The sequence below is a fragment of the Pseudomonas sp. GW821-FHT03E01 genome, assembly GCF_059420765.1.
This window is the reverse complement of sequence record NZ_JBWKUI010000002.1, coordinates 381,041-400,756: the sequence shown is the minus strand read 5'-3', so window position 1 is coordinate 400,756 and position 19,716 is coordinate 381,041. Positions and strand designations below refer to the sequence as shown.

16 protein-coding genes and 1 riboswitch are annotated in these 19,716 nt (G+C 60.5%); of the genes, 6 read left to right on the top strand and 10 right to left on the bottom strand.

The window, feature by feature from the left end; all coding sequences use genetic code 11:
- Positions 1–106: 106 nt before the first annotated feature.
- Positions 107–1,996 carry a phosphomethylpyrimidine synthase ThiC gene (thiC, locus tag AC07VO_RS04745; RefSeq protein WP_018928531.1) on the bottom strand — a complete coding sequence of 630 codons (1,890 nt, stop codon included), beginning with the start codon at positions 1,994–1,996 and terminating at the stop codon, positions 107–109.
- A 166-nt stretch (positions 1,997–2,162) separates the two neighbouring features.
- Positions 2,163–2,268, bottom strand: a riboswitch (TPP riboswitch).
- A gap of 193 nt (positions 2,269–2,461) precedes the next feature.
- Here thiC and AC07VO_RS04740 point away from each other — a divergent pair.
- Complete coding sequence (locus AC07VO_RS04740; RefSeq protein WP_064615998.1) at positions 2,462–3,895, top strand: TolC family outer membrane protein; 1,434 nt, start codon at positions 2,462–2,464, stop codon at positions 3,893–3,895.
- A 66-nt stretch (positions 3,896–3,961) separates the two neighbouring features.
- On the opposite strand, the gene waaA is transcribed toward AC07VO_RS04740, so the two are convergent.
- Positions 3,962–5,239 (bottom strand): lipid IV(A) 3-deoxy-D-manno-octulosonic acid transferase, encoded by a 1,278-nt coding sequence (waaA, locus tag AC07VO_RS04735; protein WP_064615997.1) that lies wholly within the window; start codon positions 5,237–5,239, stop codon positions 3,962–3,964.
- Positions 5,240–5,261: 22 nt separating this feature from the next.
- The gene (locus tag AC07VO_RS04730; RefSeq protein WP_018928534.1) at positions 5,262–6,152 is read right to left on the bottom strand and encodes a LysR family transcriptional regulator; all 891 of its coding nucleotides are present in this window, start codon (positions 6,150–6,152) and stop codon (positions 5,262–5,264) included.
- A gap of 103 nt (positions 6,153–6,255) precedes the next feature.
- Here AC07VO_RS04730 and AC07VO_RS04725 point away from each other — a divergent pair, with 103 nt between their 5' ends.
- The 4 genes from AC07VO_RS04725 (at position 6,256) to AC07VO_RS04710 (ending at position 9,713) form a co-directional block, all read left to right on the top strand.
- On the top strand, positions 6,256–6,588 hold the full coding sequence (locus AC07VO_RS04725) for a DMT family transporter (RefSeq protein WP_007939639.1): 333 nt from the start codon (positions 6,256–6,258) through the stop codon (positions 6,586–6,588).
- A gap of 139 nt (positions 6,589–6,727) precedes the next feature.
- Positions 6,728–7,903, top strand: a complete 1,176-nt coding sequence (locus AC07VO_RS04720) for an NAD(P)/FAD-dependent oxidoreductase (RefSeq protein ID WP_064615996.1) — start codon at positions 6,728–6,730, stop codon at positions 7,901–7,903.
- Positions 7,900–8,712, top strand: a complete 813-nt coding sequence (locus AC07VO_RS04715; RefSeq protein ID WP_086944090.1) for an aldo/keto reductase — start codon at positions 7,900–7,902, stop codon at positions 8,710–8,712. The genes AC07VO_RS04720 and AC07VO_RS04715 overlap by 4 nt, the downstream gene beginning before the upstream one ends.
- A gap of 32 nt (positions 8,713–8,744) precedes the next feature.
- Entirely contained in the window at positions 8,745–9,713 is a 969-nt protein-coding gene (locus AC07VO_RS04710; RefSeq protein ID WP_086944091.1) for a metal ABC transporter ATPase, read from the top strand.
- 98 nt (positions 9,714–9,811) lie between these two features.
- Here AC07VO_RS04710 and hldE read toward each other — a convergent pair whose 3' ends face one another.
- The 4 genes from hldE to msbA all read right to left on the bottom strand — a co-directional run bounded on the left by hldE (position 9,812) and on the right by msbA (position 14,635).
- Entirely contained in the window at positions 9,812–11,242 is a 1,431-nt protein-coding gene (gene hldE, locus AC07VO_RS04705; RefSeq protein WP_086944092.1) for a bifunctional D-glycero-beta-D-manno-heptose-7-phosphate kinase/D-glycero-beta-D-manno-heptose 1-phosphate adenylyltransferase HldE, read from the bottom strand.
- A 102-nt stretch (positions 11,243–11,344) separates the two neighbouring features.
- Entirely contained in the window at positions 11,345–11,950 is a 606-nt protein-coding gene (cysC, locus tag AC07VO_RS04700) for an adenylyl-sulfate kinase (RefSeq protein WP_018928542.1), read from the bottom strand.
- Positions 11,943–12,647, bottom strand: coding sequence for a sulfotransferase family 2 domain-containing protein (locus AC07VO_RS04695; protein WP_018928543.1), 705 nt, complete (start codon positions 12,645–12,647; stop codon positions 11,943–11,945). Before AC07VO_RS04695 ends, cysC begins: the two co-directional genes overlap by 8 nt.
- Positions 12,648–12,832: 185 nt before the next feature.
- Positions 12,833–14,635, bottom strand: coding sequence for a lipid A export permease/ATP-binding protein MsbA (msbA, locus tag AC07VO_RS04690; protein ID WP_064615993.1), 1,803 nt, complete (start codon positions 14,633–14,635; stop codon positions 12,833–12,835).
- A gap of 156 nt (positions 14,636–14,791) precedes the next feature.
- Here msbA and AC07VO_RS04685 point away from each other — a divergent pair, with 156 nt between their 5' ends.
- Positions 14,792–16,657 (top strand): O-antigen ligase family protein, encoded by a 1,866-nt coding sequence (locus AC07VO_RS04685; protein WP_086944093.1) that lies wholly within the window; start codon positions 14,792–14,794, stop codon positions 16,655–16,657.
- Positions 16,658–16,793: 136 nt separating this feature from the next.
- Here AC07VO_RS04685 and AC07VO_RS04680 read toward each other — a convergent pair whose 3' ends face one another.
- The 3 genes from AC07VO_RS04680 to AC07VO_RS04670 are packed head-to-tail and all read right to left on the bottom strand — an operon-like array spanning position 16,794 to position 19,710.
- Positions 16,794–17,678 (bottom strand): glycosyltransferase, encoded by an 885-nt coding sequence (locus AC07VO_RS04680; protein ID WP_064615991.1) that lies wholly within the window; start codon positions 17,676–17,678, stop codon positions 16,794–16,796.
- Positions 17,675–18,829, bottom strand: a complete 1,155-nt coding sequence (locus AC07VO_RS04675) for a glycosyltransferase family 4 protein (protein WP_064615990.1) — start codon at positions 18,827–18,829, stop codon at positions 17,675–17,677. The genes AC07VO_RS04680 and AC07VO_RS04675 overlap by 4 nt, the downstream gene beginning before the upstream one ends.
- Entirely contained in the window at positions 18,826–19,710 is an 885-nt protein-coding gene (locus tag AC07VO_RS04670; protein ID WP_086944094.1) for a DUF6625 family protein, read from the bottom strand. The genes AC07VO_RS04675 and AC07VO_RS04670 overlap by 4 nt, the downstream gene beginning before the upstream one ends.
- Positions 19,711–19,716: the final 6 nt, after the last annotated feature.

Here is a 19,716-nt window from a genome sequence, read left to right as displayed (position 1 = left end):
CTGACAGTCAGGTTGCGATTACCGATTTTACGACTGCTTCACAGCCGAGCGGGAGCAAGCTCCCTCGCCACAAGGGTAAGCGGCGCACCCGAGTGCGCCGGTCAGATCAAACCTTCTTGTACAGCTGACTGCCTTCCTGCTTGAACCGCTCAGCCTGTTCCGCCAGTCCCTTGGCGACTTCGGCATCGACGGTTTCGATCCGCTGGTTGGCCGCATATTCACGGACTTCCTGGGTGATTTTCATCGAGCAGAATTTCGGCCCGCACATGGAGCAGAAGTGCGCGACCTTGGCCGAATCCTTCGGCAGGGTTTCATCGTGGTACGAGCGCGCGGTGTCTGGATCGAGGCCCAGGTTGAACTGGTCTTCCCAGCGGAATTCGAAACGCGCCTTGCTCAAGGCGTTGTCGCGAATCTGTGCCCCCGGATGCCCTTTGGCCAGGTCGGCGGCGTGAGCGGCGATCTTGTAGGTGATGATCCCGGTCTTCACGTCATCCTTGTTCGGCAGGCCCAAGTGCTCCTTCGGCGTCACGTAGCAGAGCATGGCGCAACCGAACCAGCCGATCATCGCCGCACCGATACCGGAAGTGATGTGGTCGTAGCCTGGGGCGATGTCGGTGGTCAGTGGGCCGAGGGTGTAGAACGGCGCCTCGTCGCAGCACTCCAGCTGCTTGTCCATGTTCTCTTTGATCAACTGCATCGGCACGTGGCCCGGGCCTTCGATCATGCACTGCACGTCATGCTTCCAGGCGATTTTGGTCAGCTCGCCGAGGGTTTCCAGCTCACCGAATTGCGCTTCGTCGTTGGCGTCGGCAATCGAGCCCGGACGCAGGCCATCGCCCAGCGAGAAGCTGACGTCGTAGGCCTTCATGATTTCGCAGATGTCTTCGAAATGGGTGTAGAGGAAGTTTTCCTTGTGATGCGCCAGGCACCACTTGGCCATGATCGAACCACCACGGGAGACGATGCCGGTCACGCGCTTGGCAGTCAGCGGCACGTAGCGCAGCAACACGCCGGCGTGGATGGTGAAGTAGTCGACGCCCTGCTCGGCCTGTTCGATCAGTGTGTCGCGGAACAACTCCCAGGTCAGGTCTTCGGCGACGCCATTGACCTTCTCCAGTGCCTGATAGATCGGCACGGTACCGATCGGCACCGGCGAGTTACGGATAATCCATTCGCGGGTTTCGTGGATGTGCTTGCCGGTGGACAGGTCCATGACCGTGTCCGAACCCCAGCGAATGCCCCAGGTCAGCTTCGCCACTTCTTCTTCGATGGACGAACCCAAGGCACTGTTGCCGATGTTGCCGTTGATCTTCACCAGGAAGTTGCGGCCGATGATCATCGGTTCCAGTTCGGTGTGGTTGATGTTGGCCGGAATGATCGCGCGACCGCGGGCGATCTCTTCACGGACGAATTCCGGGGTGATGATTTTCGGCACGCTGGCGCCAAAGCTGTGGCCGGCGTGTTGCTGGTCCAGCAGGCCGGCGGCGCGGGCCACTTCGAGCTTCATGTTTTCGCGGATGGCGACGTATTCCATCTCGGCGGTGATGATGCCTTTACGGGCGTAGTGCATCTGGCTGACGTTGGCACCCGGCTTGGCGCGGCGCGGGTTGTTGACGTGGGCGAAACGCAGCTTGGTCAGTTCCGGATCGGCGAGGCGTTCCTGGCCGAAGTTGGAGCTCAGGCCGGACAGGCGCTCGGTGTCGCCACGGGATTCGATCCACGGCGACCGCACATCGCCCAAGCCTTTGCGCACATCGATGGTGACATTGGGGTCGGTGTACGGGCCCGAGGTGTCATATACCACCACTGGCGCGTTGATTTCGCCGCCGAAGTCGGTCGGGGTCACATCCAGGCTGATTTCGCGCATCGGCACGAGGATGTCGGGGCGTGTGCCCTGAACATAGATTTTTTGCGAGCGGGTAAACGGCTGAACCGATTGCTGATCGACCTTGGCCGAGTCACTCAGGTTGGTTGCGCTTTTTGATTTTGTAGTCATCACGGGCTCTCCAGACACACATCCAGGCGGTGGATTTTTGTCGGAGCGAACCTGTAAACGAATGGACGCACGGGCGCTGGAAATTCCAGCAGGTGCTGTGCTCGATGCTCGAGGGGTGTTCGATTGTCGAACAACATCCCGGACGAAGCACAAGAGGACTCGCCGGGTGACGAGAAATCTTGTTCCCTACGCAGGCGCTAACCTGATCAGGTTCAACGGGATCCGAAATTATTCGATCTCAGCCTCATAGCAAGGCACCCCGACAAGAACCCGGCCAGTCTAGACATAACCGGCAAAGAACGCCAACACCACGGTAAACACCATGATGAATGGCGCAATCAGCGGATTGTTGCCATGCCTGCGTGCATCTACACTCGCTACGCCGTGCCGCGCCTTGACGCTGCAGGGCGCCGCGCCGTAGCCTTGGCGTTCAAATTATCAGCATAATTTTTTAGGGATGGCCTCATGCTGCGCAAACTCTCACTGGCCCTTGCCGTGTCTTGTGCGTCCAATGGAATGGCCTGGGCAGCAGAAGCGCCCTTATCGACCAAGACCGACCTGGTCAGCGTCTATCAAGAAGCGGTGGACAACAACGCCGATATCGCCGCCGCCCGCGCCCAGTACGGCGCCCAGAAGGAAGTCGTGCCCCAGGCCCGCGCCGGGTTGCTGCCCAACCTGTCGGCCGGTGCCAACATGAACGACACCCGCACCGCGCTCGATCAACCATCGGTGACCTCGAACCGCAGCGGCACGGTGTATCAGGCGACCTTGTCGCAACCGATTTTCCGCGCCGACCGCTGGTTCCAGTTCCAGGCCGCCAAGGACGTCAACGAACAGGCCGCCTTGCAACTCTCGGCCACTGAACAAAACTTGATCCTGCAAAGCGCCGAAAGCTACTTCAACGTACTGCGCAGCCAGGACAACCTGGCCTCGACCAAGGCCGAAGAAGCAGCCTTCAAACGCCAGCTCGACCAGTCCAACGAGCGCTTCGACGTCGGCCTGTCGGACAAGACCGATGTGCTGCAATCCCAGGCCAGTTACGACACCGCGCGGGCCAACCGAATTGTCGCCCAGCGTCAGGTGGATGACGCGTTCGAAGCGCTGATCACCCTGACCAACCGCCAGTACAACTCGATCCAGGGCATCGTCCACACCTTGCCGATCCTGCCGCCGGCACCGAACGACGCCAAGGCTTGGGTCGACACCGCCGCCAAGCAGAACCTCAATCTGCTGGCCAGCAACTACGCGGTGAGCGCCGCCGAAGAAACCCTCAAGCAGCGCAAGGCCGGGCATGCCCCCACCCTGGATGCGGTCGCGCAATACAGGAAAGGTGACAACGACGCCCTCGGTTTTACCAACCCGAGCGCGACCGGCGTGCATTACGGCGGCGATGTCGAGCAGCGCACTGTCGGCCTGCAATTGAGCATTCCGATCTACAGCGGCGGGCTCACCAGCTCCCAGGTGCGTGAGTCTTATTCACGGCTGGATCAAACGGAACAACAACGCGAGGCGCTGCGTCGCCAGGTCGTGGAAAACACCCGTAACCTGCACCGCGCCGTGAACACCGACGTCGAGCAGGTGCAGGCGCGTCGGCAGTCGATCATTTCCAACCAGAGCGCGGTGGAAGCGACCGAAATCGGTTATCAGGTGGGGACACGCAACATCGTCGACGTGCTCGATGCCCAGCGTCAGCTGTACACCTCGGTGCGCAACTACAACAACACGCGCTACGACTACATCCTCGACAACCTGCGCCTGAAGCAGGCCGCCGGCACCTTGAACCCGGGGGACTTGCAGGACCTGACCCGTTATCTCAAAGCCGACTACAACCCGGACAAGGACTTCTTGCCACCAGATCTGGCGAAGGCTGCGGCGGAGCAGTTGAAAGCGAGGCCTTAAACAGCAAAAGATCGTCCGAAGGCTCGGGCCGCGTTCGGACGATCTTTTTTGTTCGCGCGACTCGGTCTACCGCTCGATCAACCTGCCCAACCCGTCCAGCAACCGCTGCAACGCACCCTGATTGGTGCGCATTACCTTCAGCCCCGCCTCCGCCATCCGCTGTGCATCGCGCGGCAGTTCGAACAGCCGCTGCACCGCCAGTGCCAGGCCTTCAGCATCGTCGACCTCGGCCAGCGCCCCGGCGCTGCGCAACTGCGCGGCGATTTCGAGGAAGTTGAACAGGTGCGGCCCACTGAGCACCGGTTTGGCCAAGGCCGCCGGTTCCAGCAGGTTATGGCCACCATTGGGCACCAGGCTGCCGCCGACGAAAGCGCTGTCGGCCAAGGCGTAGAGAAACAGCAACTCGCCCATGGTGTCGCCCAGCAACACCGAAGTATCTGCGGTCACCGGCTCGCCCGTCGAACGCCGCACCGTGGTGAAACCTTTTTGCCGGCACAACTCAAACACCGGGTTGAAGCGCTCCGGATGACGCGGTACCAGAATCAACAAGGCATCGGGATGATTGGCCAACAGCCGACGATGGGCATCGAGCACCACTTCGTCTTCACCTTCATGGGTGCTCGCGGCGATCCACACCGGGCGATCCTGCGCCTGCCATTGCCCGCGCAGCTCGGCAGCACGCTGCAGCAGTTGCGGATCGATAGTCAGGTCGAACTTGATCGAACCGGTCACTTCAACCGTTTCCGGGCGCGCGCCCAAATCGCGGAAACGCTGCGCCTCGGCTTCGGTCTGCACTGCGAACAGGCTCATCTCGGCGAGCATCGGCCGGGTCAGGTTATGGAAGCGGCCATAACCTTTGGCCGAGCGCTCAGACAGTCGCGCATTAGCCAGGGCCACGGGAATTCCACGCTTGGCGCACTGATGGATATGGTTGGGCCAGAGTTCGGTTTCCATGATTACTGCCAGTTTCGGCCGGGCCCGATCAAGGAATCGCGCCGCAGCGCAAGGCAAGTCATAAGGCAAATAGCAGTGCTGGATGCGCGGCTCGTTGGCAAACAGCGCCTGGATGCGCTCAGACCCGGTCGGGGTCATGCAGGTGACGGTGATCGGCAGCGTCGGATATCGCTGCAGCAAGGCACGGATCATCGGCGCCGCGGCGATGCTTTCGCCTACCGACACCGCGTGCACCCAAAGGCCGTCCGGCTTCATCGCCGGTAGCGCGAGGGAGAAACGCTCGCCAATGCGTTTGGCGTAAGCCGGCGCCTTGCGCGCCCGCAGCCAAAGCCGAATCGCTACCAATGGCAGCCCCAGGTAAAACAGCGCGGTGTAGAGGGTTCTATTCATGGCGGCGGAGTTTATCGGTTTTTTAGCCAATCGCCTGCAAGTGCACGGCAAAACGTTCCGCCAGCCAACGGGCTGCCGGGCCGAGGGGCTCGTCGCGGCGCCAGACCAGCTCCACAATCAATGCCGGCGGCGTCCATTCGCTGGTCAGTTCGACCATCAGATTCTGATACGCCGGGTACTGCACCACATGGCGCGGCAACCAGGCCCAGCCGAGGCCGCGCATCACCCATTCGGCCATCACATAGAAACTGTCGGCCCGCCAGACCTGCGGGCTGGCTGGTTCACTGCCGGGATAGACGCTGGACTGCGTGGACATCAGCAGCTGTCGATGCTGCGCCAGTTGCTGGCAATTGACCTGCGTCTGCTGCGCCAATGGATGCCCCACGCCGCACACCGTGACCATTTCAACGCTGCCCAGCACTCGGCGCTCAAGGGCTTCGGGAATCTGCTCGTGATAAAACAGCAAGCCCAGGTCGGCCCGACGCTCCACCAGTTTGCGCGCGACATCACCCTGGGCAGCGCTGGTCAGTTGCACTTCGAGGCTGGGAAATTGTTCGGCCAGGGCTTCGAAGCTTTCAACCACTGCCTGATAAGGCATTGCCTCGTCCTGAGCCACCCGCAAACTCGCTTCCTGACCGCGCATCATCGCCAGTGCCCGGCCATTGAGGCGCTCACATTGGCGCAGCACTTCCCGCGCCTCTTCAAGCAGCGCGGTGCCGGCTTCGGTGAGTTTCGGCTGGCGACCACTGCTGCGATCGAACAGGCTGACGCCCAGGTCTTCTTCCAGCAGCGCAATCGAACTGCTGACCGCCGACTGCGCCTTGCGCTGATCCCGCGCCACCGCGGAAAAGGAACGTTGTTCCGCGACACTGACAAACAAGTGCAGCTGTTCCAGACTCCATTGCATATTCATGGCTCAACCCATCTCCAGAACAGATAGGTAATGACTTTACCGCATCTGGCGGATCTCTAGAATGCCGACCTCAGAAAGCAACACTTCATACGAGGATTGACCCATGACCGCTTACTACTACCTCGCCATTGCCATCTGCGCCGAAGTGATCGCCACCGTTTCGATGAAAGCGGTCAAGGGTATCAGCACGCCACTGCCGCTGCTGCTGGTCATCGTCGGTTACGGCATTGCTTTCGGGATGCTGACCCTGGTGGTGCGCAGCGTTCCGGTCGGCGTGGCCTACGCGGTGTGGGCCGGCATGGGCATCGTGATGGTCAGCGTCGCGGCGCTGTTTATCTACGGGCAGAAACTGGATGTGCCGGCAATGCTGGGGATGGCGCTGATTGTGCTGGGCGTCGTGGTTATTCAGCTGTTCTCCAAGACCGCGGGACATTAAAACCCGAAGCACTATCTTACTGTGGGAGCACCGCACCGCCGCTCCCACAGGTTTTGCATCCGCTCTATTGATCACCAACAAATCTCCTGCGCATCGAGTCTGTATACTGCGCCCTCGTCTTGAACACTGAGGTCGCTGCATGCCATCCGTTATTTCCACCGACGTTCTGATTGTCGGCGCTGGTGTCGCCGGCCTCTGGCTGAATGCACGCCTGCGCCGCCAGGGTTTCTCGACCGTGCTGGTGGAAAGCGCCAGTCTCGGTGGCGGGCAAAGCCTGAAGTCCCAGGGCATCATCCACGGCGGTGCCAAATACGCGTTGCACGGTGCCCTGACCGGCGCCTCGGAAGCCATTGCCGACATGCCGCGTCGCTGGCGTGAAGCACTGGCCGGCGACGGCGAACTGGACCTGTCCGGCGTGCGCGTATTGTCCGATGCCCATTACCTCTGGTCCCCCGGCACCCTCGCTGGCAACCTCACCAGCTTTTTCGCCAGCAAAGCCGTGCGCGGGCGGGTCGATCAGGTCAAAGGCGATCAACTGCCGCCGGCGCTGCAAGACAAGCGCTTCAAGGGCAAGGTCTATCGCCTGACGGAACTGGTGGTCGACGTGCCGAGCCTGATCCAGCGCCTGGCCGACCTGGCTGGCGACGGCCTGCTGGCCGGTCAGCACATCGAACCGCTGCTGGAGAATGGTGAACTGGTCGGTTTGAAAGTCGACGAACGCGAAATCCGCGCCCAGCGCATCGTTCTCAGTGCCGGTGCCGGCACCGCTGACCTGCTGACCGCGCTGGGCCTGAGCCAACCGGCCATGCAGCGCCGTCCCCTGCACATGATCATCGTCAAAGGCCCGAGCCTCAAACCGCTGTACGCCCACTGCCTGGGCGGCGGGCCGAAGCCGCGCGTCACTGTGACCACTCACCCGGCCGCCGATGGCCAGTGGGTCTGGTACGTGGGCGGCGACATCGCCGAAGCCGAAGGCGTGGCCCGCGAGCCAGCCGCGCAAATTGCCGCCGCCCAGAAAGAACTGGGCCAACTTCTGCCGTGGATCGACCTGAGCACCGCACAGTGGGCGACCTTGCGGGTCGAACGCGCCGAGCCGCTGCAATCGGGCTTGACCCGCCCGGACAACGCCTTCCTCGCCGAGAAGAATCGTCTGCTGGTGGGCTGGCCGACCAAACTGGCCCTGGCACCGGACTTCGCCGACCGCGTCTTCGCCACACTGCAACGCGACGGTATTCAGCCGAGCCATCCGGCCACGCTGCCGGAACTGCCGAAACCGCCGATAGGGACCCCTGCCTGGGAGCAACTGCTGCCATGAGCCAACCGACCCTGCATGACCTGCATCGTCCGCTGGGCAGCACCGGCCTGCTGGTATCGCCCCTGGGCCTGGGCACAGTGAAACTTGGCCGCGATCAAGGGGTGAAATACCCCAACGGCTTTCAGATCCCCGGCGACGACGAAGCCCGCATGCTGCTCAAACTCGCGCGCGACCTGGGCATCAACCTGATCGACACCGCCCCGGCCTATGGCCGCAGCGAAGAGCGTCTCGGCCCGTTGCTGCGTGGTCAGCGTCAGGACTGGGTAATCGTCAGCAAGGTCGGTGAAGAGTTCGCCGACGGTCAGTCCCGCCATGATTTCAGCGCCGCGCATACCCGGCTCTCAGTGGAGCGCAGCCTGCAACGCCTGGAAACGGACTTTATCGATCTGGTGCTGGTGCATTCCGACGGCAACGACCTGGCGATCCTCAACGACAGTGAGGTCTATGCGACCCTTGCCGAGCTCAAGCGCGAAGGCAAGATTCGCGGTTTCGGTTTTTCCGGTAAAACCGTCGAAGGCGGTTTGAAGGCTCTGGAACAAGGTGATTGCGCAATGGTCACCTACAATCTGAACGAACAGAACGAGAAGCCAGTCATTGACTATGCTGCTGCTCACGGCAAAGCGATCCTGGTCAAAAAGGCCCTGGCCAGCGGCCATGTGTGCCTGAGCCCGGGCGTTGATCCGGTGCGTGCCAGCTTCGAGTTGTTGTTTGAACACCCGGGGGTGGCCAGTGCTATTGTCGGGACCATCAATCCGCTGCACCTCGCCCATAACGTCGCGACCGTTGCCCAGGTCCTTCGTAGCCATTGATGCCGCCCACGCGGCCTTAAGCAGGAGCCGACATGCCGCGTACGCTGATCAGAAAGAACCCGAGCAACTTCAAGACCCTGCCGCTGTTCGTCGAAGCCACACCCGAAGGTTTGAGTTATCAGAGCGTCGGGATGCCGTTGAATTTTTCCCAGACCCTGCAACGCCGCCGTCCGGTGACGGTGGCCGACAGCGAGCGGTTTGCCCTGGAGCTGGCGAACCTTGGGGTCTCGGTGCGCCTGACCCTGCATTGGCAGAATCGCGATTACTGGGTGTTGGTGCGTCAGCGTCGGCAGGATCGCGGCGACGTGGTGCTCAAGCTGATCTCCGGCTACGTGCCGGCCCATGAGCTGAACCTGCCGCTGCACACGGCGACCCAGGAAATTGCCGAAGAGTGCCTGCTGGAAACCCCGGAGGGCTGGCTCAGCGGGCGTTTCAACGAAACCTGGCTGCCAGCGCCCTACTCGGCAGCCCTGCATTACCGCGAAGCCCTGCCGTTTCGCCTGACACCACTCTCCGGCTCGGCGCGGCCGGTGCGCTGCGCGAACATGCCGCTGATCGAACGTCCCCGGGCCTACGTGCACTTGCCGACAGCCTCGCTGCAATTGATCTACGATTTGCGCCTGGACGTGCCCAAGGAAGCCAAATCCCTGAGCCTGTTCCATGTCGACGAGCGGCTGGAGGGCGATCAACTGGTGGCCCGGCTCGATCGCAAACGTCCCGATTTGTACCTGATGCCACTGCAGGACGGTCAGCCGATGGCCGAGCTCTATACCCTGAAAAAGGATCACCTGTACCCGGCAAGTACCCGCGGGTTGTATCTGGCGGAGAGTTTTGCCCGGCAGGAAGGCTGGCTGGTGAGGGATGAGCGGATTCGCTGGAAGGATTGGGTGCGGCAGCAGGGTTTGACCCCACCGGGGAAGGATTCGGGCCTGGCCCGGTTACGCGGGAAGGCGAAGCAACTGCTGAAAAGAATCGTGCCGCGCAAGAAAGTCAGCTCTTGAAGCATCACAAAAGCAAAAGATCGCAGCCTTCGGCGGCCCCTACAGGGTCATGTGTATACCTGTAGGGGCCACCGATGGCTGCGATCTTTTTTATGGCTTTACTCCGGCTCTGATTGGCGAATCTTCTCGACAATCGCCGTGGTCGAGCTGTTTTCCACCAGCCCCAGCACTTTCACGGTCCCGCCGTAAGCGCTGACGATGTCCGCGCCAACCACTTGGTCGATCCCGTAATCACCGCCCTTGACCAGTACATCCGGCTTGACCGCACGCAGCAGGTTTTCCGGGGTGCCTTCAGAGAAGCTGATCACCCAATCGACGGCGCCTAAACCTGCCAGCACCGCCATGCGACGGTCGACGCTGTTGATCGGCCGACCCGGCCCTTTCAAGCGACTCACCGACGCATCGTCATTGACCGCCACGATAAGGCGATCACCTTGGGCGCGCGCCTGTTCGAGGTAAGTCACGTGGCCGGCATGCAGGATGTCGAAGCAACCGTTGGTGAACACGATCTTCTCTTTGTGCGCTCGCGCGTCATCGACCGCCAGCAGCAACTGCTCGAGGCCCAGCACACCGCGCTCGGAGCCTTCCTCACGCTGGATCGCACGACGCAGTTCCGGTGCGCTGATGGCCGCGGTACCGAGCTTGCCGACCACGATGCCCGCCGCCAGGTTGGCCAGGGCCACCGCATGGGGCAGCTCTTCGCCAGCGGCGATCGCCGCCGCCAGGGTAGAAATCACCGTGTCGCCGGCGCCGGTCACGTCGAACACTTCACGGGCACGGGCCGGCAGGTGCAGCGCCGGATGATCCGGGCGCAGCAAGGTCATGCCGTGCTCGCCACGGGTTACCAGCAATGCACCGAGGTCGAGGTCGTGCATCAGCTGCGCGCCCTTGCTCACCAGTTCGTGCTCATCGGCGCAACCGCCGACGATGGTTTCGAACTCGCTGAGGTTCGGGGTGATCAGGCTCGCGCCACGGTAGATCGAGAAATCCTTGCCCTTGGGATCGGCCAGCACCGGAATGCCACGGGCACGGGCGGCCTGGATCAGCACCTGATGGTTTTTCAGCGCTCCTTTGCCATAGTCGGACAGCACCAACACCTTGATGCCTTCGAGCAATTCGTCGACTTGCTCGCCCAGCGCCAGGGCGTCAGTTGCGAAAGGCTCTTCGAAGTCGATACGCAGCAATTGCTGGTGACGGCTCATGACCCGCAGCTTGACGATGGTCGGCTGGTGCGCAATGCGCTGGAACAACGCCCGCACGCCGGCACCCTTGAGGCTATTGACCAGGCTGTCGGCGGCTTCGTCGTCGCCGGTCACGCCGACCAGCGAGGCCGGCGCACCGAGCGCGGCAATGTTCAAGGCAACGTTGGCGGCACCGCCCGGGCGGTCCTCGATGTGCTCGACCTTGACGACCGGTACCGGCGCCTCAGGGGAGATCCGTGAGGTACCACCATGCCAGTAACGGTCGAGCATGACATCGCCGACCACCAAGACAGGGGCTTGATTGAATCGCGGCATGGACAACTTCATGGAGCAACCCACATACAAAATGAACAGGGGCGCGATATTAACACAGGGTTGGCGCTGGCTTGCGGGGCGGCTGCAACCGGATGAATCGGCAGGGAATTCTGTTCATTTATTGAGCAGAAATTGCGATAAACGATGGCAAGCGTCCTCACGTTGCAGCACCTGGGTGTCGATCTCGCACTCAGCCGTCAGCGGTGCCTCATAAGGGCTGTCGATGCCAGTGAAGTTCTTGATCCGCCCTTGGCGGGCCGCTTGATACAAACCTTTGGGGTCCCGTTGCGCGCACACCGCGAACGGCGTGCTCACGTATACCTCGATGAAATCGCCCTCAGCGAACAACCGACGAGCGGCATCACGCTCTGCGCGAAACGGCGAGATCGCCGCAACAATCACAATCAAACCGGCGTCGACCATCAGCCGTGCCACCTCGGCCATGCGCCGGATGTTTTCCCGGCGACACTCAGCACTCATTCCCAAGTCACGACACAGGCCATTGCGCAGGTTGTCGCCATCGAGCAGGAACGTGTGCAGCCCGCGCCGATTGAGTTGCAACTCCAGTGCATTGGCCAGGGTCGACTTGCCCGCGCCCGACAGGCCCGTCAACCACAGGCAACGCGGGTGCTGGAATTTGATTGCGGCGCGGTCGCGGTTCGACAGTGACAGATCGTAAGGCCTGATCTCTGGAACAGGTATCGACAGGGGCTCATTCATAACCGAGCATTTCGTAATCGCGCTGGTACACCCGCCGCACCAGCCGACGGGTACGCACCGAGCAGAAATCGCGGGCAAGCATCGGACGCCGCTGTTGCGAGCCGTTGACGTGAGGCAACACCGCCCAGTGACCCACCTGTTCGCAGACCAGGCGAAAATCCCGCTCCAGATGCTCCTGGTAGCCAATGAAGTCCAGGGCCAGATGCCCCAGGGAGTCGGTCAGAAAATCCGTTTGCGCGGCAAAATGCATTTGTCGGCTGATGGTCTCCGAATGCAGCCAGCGAGCGACGAAATCATCGAAGTCGCGGTAGTGGCAGACCAGCCTCTGCGCCGCCTGATCGCGCCGGCCCAACTCATTGCCGCGCAAAAAAGCATAAGCCGAGTAGGCCCTTTCCAGCGGATCACGAACGAAGGCGAACTTGAAACTGGCGGCAAACTGCTCGGGAAATTGCTGCTCGTACCAGTACAACGGCAAGTGCCCGGGGCTCCACCCATCGAACATCGCCGCACATACGCTGCTCCCGGCACACTTGGGAACATGAATGAATAGACAGGAACGCTGCTCGAAGGCCCGTGGGAAGCTCAGGCTGGCCGACATCGACTTGTTGATCACCTGACGGTCCACGACCGACAGGCGTCCCAGCAGGAAAGCCCGCTGCGGCTTGGGCAAGAGCTTCCAGAGATAACGTTGCAGCATGGCAGTACCCGCGCGAAAGGGTTGCCCCCCTCGATTGAAGTCAAAGTTCGTTCAGGAACCTTAACAAGCGCGTTGCCGAGATTTATTCCGGTTTGGTCAAGAAGCGTAAAGGTCTGGATACAATCCACCGGACGCGTTGCACGCCGGTGAACGCAAGGGTGAGCAGGGCTCACCCTTGCATCGAATCAGGCGATGTCTTCAGCCGGGGCGTCGAGGCCCATGGCGTTCAGGCGGGCGTAGTAGCCATTCTGCGCCAGAAGCTCGGCATGGGTGCCGCGCTCGACGATCCGGCCCTGATCCATGACCAGAATCAGGTCAGCCTTCTCGATGGTCGACAACCGGTGAGCGATGACCAGCGTCGTTCGACCTTTCATGACCTGATCCAGCGCAGCCTGAATATGCCGCTCGGATTCGGTATCGAGGGCCGAAGTGGCTTCGTCGAGAATCAGCAACGGTGCATTCTTCAGTAAGGCCCGGGCAATTGCCAGACGCTGACGTTGACCGCCGGACAGCAACACGCCGTTCTCGCCGACCTGGGTGTCCAGGCCTTCGGGCAACTGCGCAATGAAGTCCATCGCGTAGGCGTCTCTTGCCGCTTTCTCGATGTCTTCGCGGGGAGCCCCAGCCAGATCGCCATACGCAATGTTGTTGGCCACGGTGTCGCTGAACAGCGTCACATGCTGGGTCACCTGGGCGATGTGCCTGCGCAGGTTCAGCAGCTTGTACTGTTCCACTTCAACGCCATCGATCAGGATCTCGCCCTTGTCGTGGTGATAGAAGCGCGGAATCAGGTTGGCCAATGTCGACTTGCCGCTGCCCGAACGCCCCACCAATGCCACCATTTGCCCCGGCTCGACCGAGAAACTGATGTCATCGAGTACCTGGCGATCGGTGCCCGGGTAAGTGAAGCTCAAGTGACGCACATCCAGACGACCGCTGACGGCATCGCGCTCGATGGTGCCGTTATCGACTTCGGGTTCGACGTCCAGTTGCTCGAAGATACTCTCGGCGCCGGCCACACCTTTCTGGATGGTCGAGCTGACTTCAGACAATTGGCGGATCGGCTTCGGCAGCAGGCCTGCCAGAGTGATGTAGGCCACCATGTCACCGGCGGACGCATCTCCGCGCAGGAACAACACCAGGAACATCAGCACCGCCATGGCGGTGTAGATCACCAGCTGCAACAGCGGCGTATAGATAGCGCCGGTGCGAGTCATGCGCAATTGCTTGTCGGTGTTGCCCTGGCTGGCATTGAAGAAGCGCCTTTCTTCATAGACTTCGCCGCCGAAGCTGCGCACCACGCGATAGCCCTGGATCGTTTCCGAGGCCACGTGGGTCACGTCCCCCATGGCAGCCTGGATCTTCTTGCTCTGTTTACGGAATTTCTTGCTGGCGGTGCGCACCATAAAGGCGATCAACGGCAGGATCGCAACCATGACCAGCGTCAGGCGCCAGTTCATGAACAGCAGCGAGGCGAACAGGAACGCCACCGTCATGCCTTCACGGATTACGACCTTGATCGCATCTGTAGCCGCCCCCGTGACCATGGTTACGTTGAAGGTGATGCGCGAAATCAGATGACCCGAGTTATGCTTGTCGAAATAACGGTTGGGCAAGACCAGCAGATTGTTGAACAACTGCACACGCAAGTCGTGGACAAGTCCGAGGGAAACCTTGGCCAGAAAGTAGTTGCCCAGATAAGATCCGAGCCCCTGCCACGCTGCAATCAGGATGATCAGCAAAGGCACGGCCTGCAGCAGTTGCAGATCACGCAGGTACGGTACGGTTGGAAAGAGCGCCGCTTCGGGATTGGACAGGCCGTCGACGAAATACTTGAGGATGTACCCGAGCATTGGCTGAGTCGAAGCGAAAATCAGAAAACCGACAATGCTGATCAGGAACAGGCTGATGTACGGCCGGACATAGCTGAGCAGGCGGAAGTAAATTTTCAAGCTCGATGGGCTTGCGGAGAGACTGGAGTCGGTCATATCACGCGAATGTCGATAAAAAGGACGCTGACTTTAGCACAGCTTCTTCAGGGTTCTGGCAATCGCATAAAGGCTGTTATTGTTAAGCGTCAGAATTCAACATCAAATAGCCATCACCCCAAATGGCCGATCAACTTCAGGATTGAATCTCTCAGCATGCAACTCAGTGGCTTCAACAACACATCCAATCGAGTCTTCGATTTCATTTGCCTCTGGATTCTTCCACTCGGCTACTTCCTGCTGCTGTGCGCGATGTTCTTTCTGCCTGGTCGCAGCCTGCATCACAAGATGTTTTATGGCCTGTTCAGCATCCCATCGTTTATTGTCCTGTGCCTGCGCCCCCGCGAACTCAAAGAGTTGCTGCGCGAACCGATCTTCGTCGCGGTGCTGTTGTTCGCCGCCTGGGCCTTGCTCAGCCTGAGCTGGGGGCCGCCGATGGATCAAAGCGTCACCGGTCAGTTCAAACCCGCTTTGCACACCCTGCTGTTGTTCGCTGGCTGCTACCTGCTGGTGCGCTACCGAAGCGAGATCATCCAGCCCCTGCTGTTCAGTGCCGCAATGGTCGGGCTGATCGCGTCGGCCTACAACCTGTTCATGTTTACCCGCCACTACGAGCCGGGCATGCGCCTGATCGGGAGCGGCGCATTCGACAACCCACTGCTCAGCTCCCACGTATTCGGCTTTTTTTGTACCTACTGGCTGAGCGTGAGCATGACCTGCAAGCGTCGCCAGATGCTCTGGCTGAGCATCCCGGCGATGGCGATCATGTTCGCCACGGTGATCGCCACCGGCTCCAGAACCCCGCTGGTTGCTTTGACACTGGCTGCGTTATGGCTGAGTTTCATCAGCTGGAACCGTCGTTCTTTCATATTGCTGGGTACCCTGTTGATCGGTGGCGCAGCGGTTGCCGTACTGTTTTCGCAGATGATCGTCGAGCGCGGCGACTCCTATCGCTTTGAAATCTGGCAGCTGGCCCTGCAAAAAATTGCCGAGCACCCGTGGATCGGTCATGGCTACAACGCCACCCTGACTCTCGACCCCGGTATCGGCTACACCTTGCAGGAGCCTCATAGCTTCGCCTTGGGGGTGCTCTATTACGTTGGTATTTTCGGCTTGCTGCCGTGGCTGTTCTTCCAGGTCCGGTGCTTGCTGAATAGCTGGCGGTATCGCCTGCAGCCGTTGTTCATCATCGCCTCGACCTGGCTGGTATTCGGCATCGGCGCCGGCCTGACCGAAGGCGGCGGTATCATTTCCCGGCCCAAGGAGCACTGGTTTTTGCTGTGGATTCCGCTGGCGCTGGTCGCCGCATTAAGCATCAACCAACGGGCCAGGCGCCTATTGGCAATGCCGATCAGGACCTTGACGCCGGCCGCCCTGCAACAGTTGACCGCCAGTGCCCAGGTGATCGAGGAAGACGGGCTGGGGCCAAAAGTCCTGCGCCTGGTCGATGGCAGCTTCCTCAAGTTGTTCCGCCGCCGTCGCTGGTACACCTCGGGTAGCTTCAACCCCTATTCCGAACGGTTTGCCGCCAACAGCGAGCAATTGCGCAACCTGGGTATCCCGACCCCGCAAATTCTGGACCTGTATCGACTCAAGGACGGTAGCAGTGCCGTACACTATTCGCCGCTGCCGGGCAGCACTTTGCGTCAGGTTCTTCAAGGCATCACCGCGCCCGCGGTGCGTCAGGCGCTGGTTGAGCGTTTCGGCAAGTTCATGGCGCAACTGCATGAACAAGGTGTCTATTTCCGGTCACTGCACCTGGGCAATGTACTGGTACTGGATGACGGTGAGTTCGGCCTGATCGATCTGGCGGACATGCGCATCTACCCGTCATCGCTGAGCCTGTCCCTGCGCAAGCGCAATCTGCGCCATATGCAGCGTTACGCCGTGGATCGACGCTGGCTGTTCGAAGACCACTTTGGCGCGCTACTTCAGGGCTACGCCGTGATGGCGTCGAAATCTGCAGTGGATAACCTACACAGGCAAGTACTGACCGGGAGTCATCCCGCCCGGGCTCATTAATAGTCGAAACCAACCCGTTCATTGCGCTGGCGGCCTACCTGCTGGCCATCGTGACCGCCGCCCTGTTCCCGACACCTCAGGCATGCCGGTGAGGGCCGCTATACCGGCATCGATGGCTGCGCGTCTCAGGGTGGGCTCAGTCTTTTTCCAGCGGTGAGAAATACAGCCGCCCCAGGCCGCGCCAGGTCTTCTTGTTCCAGGCCTTGAACGGTATCTGCGCCAGCAGTTCGCGCGCCAGCTTGCGGTCGCGATTGGAGGTTTTCAGGAACATCGAGCTGAGGAATTTGTAGCGCACCTCGTCGTACAACGGATGATCGCTGAACAGCGCGTAGGAACGCAGGATGTTGTCGATCATGAAGCGGTTATTCTTGTAGGAGTTGGTGGCGTGCTTGCGATAGCGCGCCATCAGCACATTCAGGCCATCGATGAAGTAGCCGGCGCGGGTCACCTTCAACTCGATCAGCAAGTCCTCCAGGCGAATGTTCGGATCGAAGCCGCCTACCTTGTCCAGCGCTTCACGGCGAATCATCAGGGTCGGCGCCGGCGGATAAGGCTTGCGCTCCAGGAACATGTCATCGAAGTCCAGACGACGGAACGGCACATCGCGACGCTGACGATTCTCCGGATAGAGATTGCCGTCGGCGTCGATCAGTTCGATGTTGCCGGCGCAGATCCCGACCTCGGGCTTGCCATCCATATACGCCACCTGGGTGGCGATGCGCTCCGGCAACATGATGTCATCGGACCCGAACGGCACGATCAAACTGCCCTTTGAGCGCGCAATGGCGCCGTTGAGGGTGTTGGTCAGCCCCTGGTTCTGCTGGACCCGGAAATCGAAATCGTGCTGCGCCTGCAAGGCATTGATGCGCTCGACGCTGTCATCGCTGGAGCCGTCATCGATGACCAGCAACTCGATATTCTTGTAGGTCTGGGTGAGGACGCTGAGGATGCTTTCCTCGATATAGCGACCGTGGTTGTACGACGCGATGATGACCGTGACGAGAGGTTGCACGTCGTTCATGGTTGCTCCCTGCGGGCTTGACTCAAGCCGGAGTCGATCAGGTTCAGGTACTCCTGGCGGAATACCTCGATGTCGTGTTGCTCCTGGAGATAGCGGTAGGCCTGTTCACCCTTGGCCTTGAGCTCGTCATCCGACAGCCCCAGGTAGTTCTCCAGCGCTGCGACCAGCGTCGGCACGTCCGCCGGGGTAATTGCCAGACCGCCCGCGCCCTGAATCAGCGGCAACATGGCCGGTACGTTCGAGGCGATTACCGGCAGGTGCCCGCTCATGCCCTCGAGCAATGCCAGCCCCAGGCCTTCAGCCAAGGACGGCATGGTCCAGATGTCGAACGCCCGAACATACTGCAAGGCGTTTTCCTTGAAACCCAGCAAATGCGCACGACCGGTCAACCCAAGGCGCTCGATCTCGGCGGCCAGGCGCGACTCTTCACGCCCCGCACCAATGATTGCCAGTTGGGTGTTCGGGTATTTGTCCTTGAGGGTGGCAAAGGCCTGCAGCAGGTAGGTGTGGCCCTTGACCGGCACCAGCCGGCCCAATGCACCGATCAAGCGCACCGACGGTTCGATGCCCAATAACTCGCGAGCACGCTCGCGGCTGTGCTGCAAACCTTCAGCCTGCTCGATGTCGATGGCGTTGGTGATCGCGTAGGTATTCTGGTCGGTAAAGCCGCAGTCGCAATCGAGCAGGTACTGTTTGACCGCTGGCGACACGCCGACAAAGCGCCAATGGCGATCGATCAGGCGTTGGGTCTGGCGGCGCCGGTAAAACCGGTCGTACTCGCCAAAACCGTGGGAGATGCCGATGCACAGCGGTACTTTCAACCAACGGTTGAGCGCCAGCATCATGTTTACCGGTTTGAAGCGATTGCAAATCACCACGTCGAATTTTTCTGCGCGGCAAAACTTGTACAACTGCCACATGGCGCGCAGGCGCATGCCCTTGAGGGACTTGTCGGAAAACTCGAAATACACCGAACGGTCGGCGCGACTTACGGCCTCGCCAGGCCCGGGCTTGCCACGCAGGAACGCCGCGGTCACTTCATAGCGATCGCTCGGCAGGGCCTTGACGATCTGCTCCGCGAGGTCGGCAAAATCATGGGCTTTGACGTTGTAGTCCGGCTGCAACTGCAGAACCTTTGACCGTTGACTCATAACTCTCCCCGGTGAAAACCAGTCGCATCGATGACCCATGCCGGCTCGGCGGCGAGGCGCCTGATCTCGGCTGGATCGGGTGGGGGCAACCGTGACCATTCGTTGCGTTTCCAGCAGACGAAGTGGAAATACGGATACCGGCGGTCGCCATCGCGATCGTTACTCAAACAGCCATTGCGCCAATACCAGTGCTGCGGAAAATCATTCGTGCCGTCGTGCCACTTGATGCAACCGCCCGGCGTACTGAACGCCTCGATGAATTCGCTGCGGCGGCGCCACGAATTGAGCTTGCCCAACAGAGAGAACAGTGGCTCGGGAAAATTCTTGCGCCAGAGGAAGATCCGACTGAATGCGCCTTCATCCAGCGCGTGATGCGCCTGATCGGTAAAGCGTGTTTGCCAGTCCTTGATCTGCATGAACAACTCACGTTTGCGGGCAGTGTTGCGCATCAGACAGAGATGGCCTGCCACCCGCCGCTCGTGGGTAGAGAACAGGTCATAACTGGCCAACCGATCAGCGGTGAAATAACTTCGCAGGTCACCAAATACCAGATCAATATCGCCGAACGCCCAGAAATCATAGCCTTGCAGGCGGTCGACATGAATATGCCCCAGGGCAGGCTTGATGTCGCAGAGCTTATAAGGCGCGTCCGGCACAAAGTCGATATTCAGCCGCTGTGACACCAGCGCGCAGTACTCGCTGAAACTCATGGCTTCAACAGTCACGTTGGGCGGCAGGTTCTCAGGAGTACCGCAATCACTGAACAGCAACCAGTCGATATCGGCGTTGCGTCGGCAACTCTCGAGGAAAAACGGCATCCAGAACGGCCAATGACCGAAATACGGAATCAGGAACAGGATGCGCGGGCATGGATTGATCACAGAAAT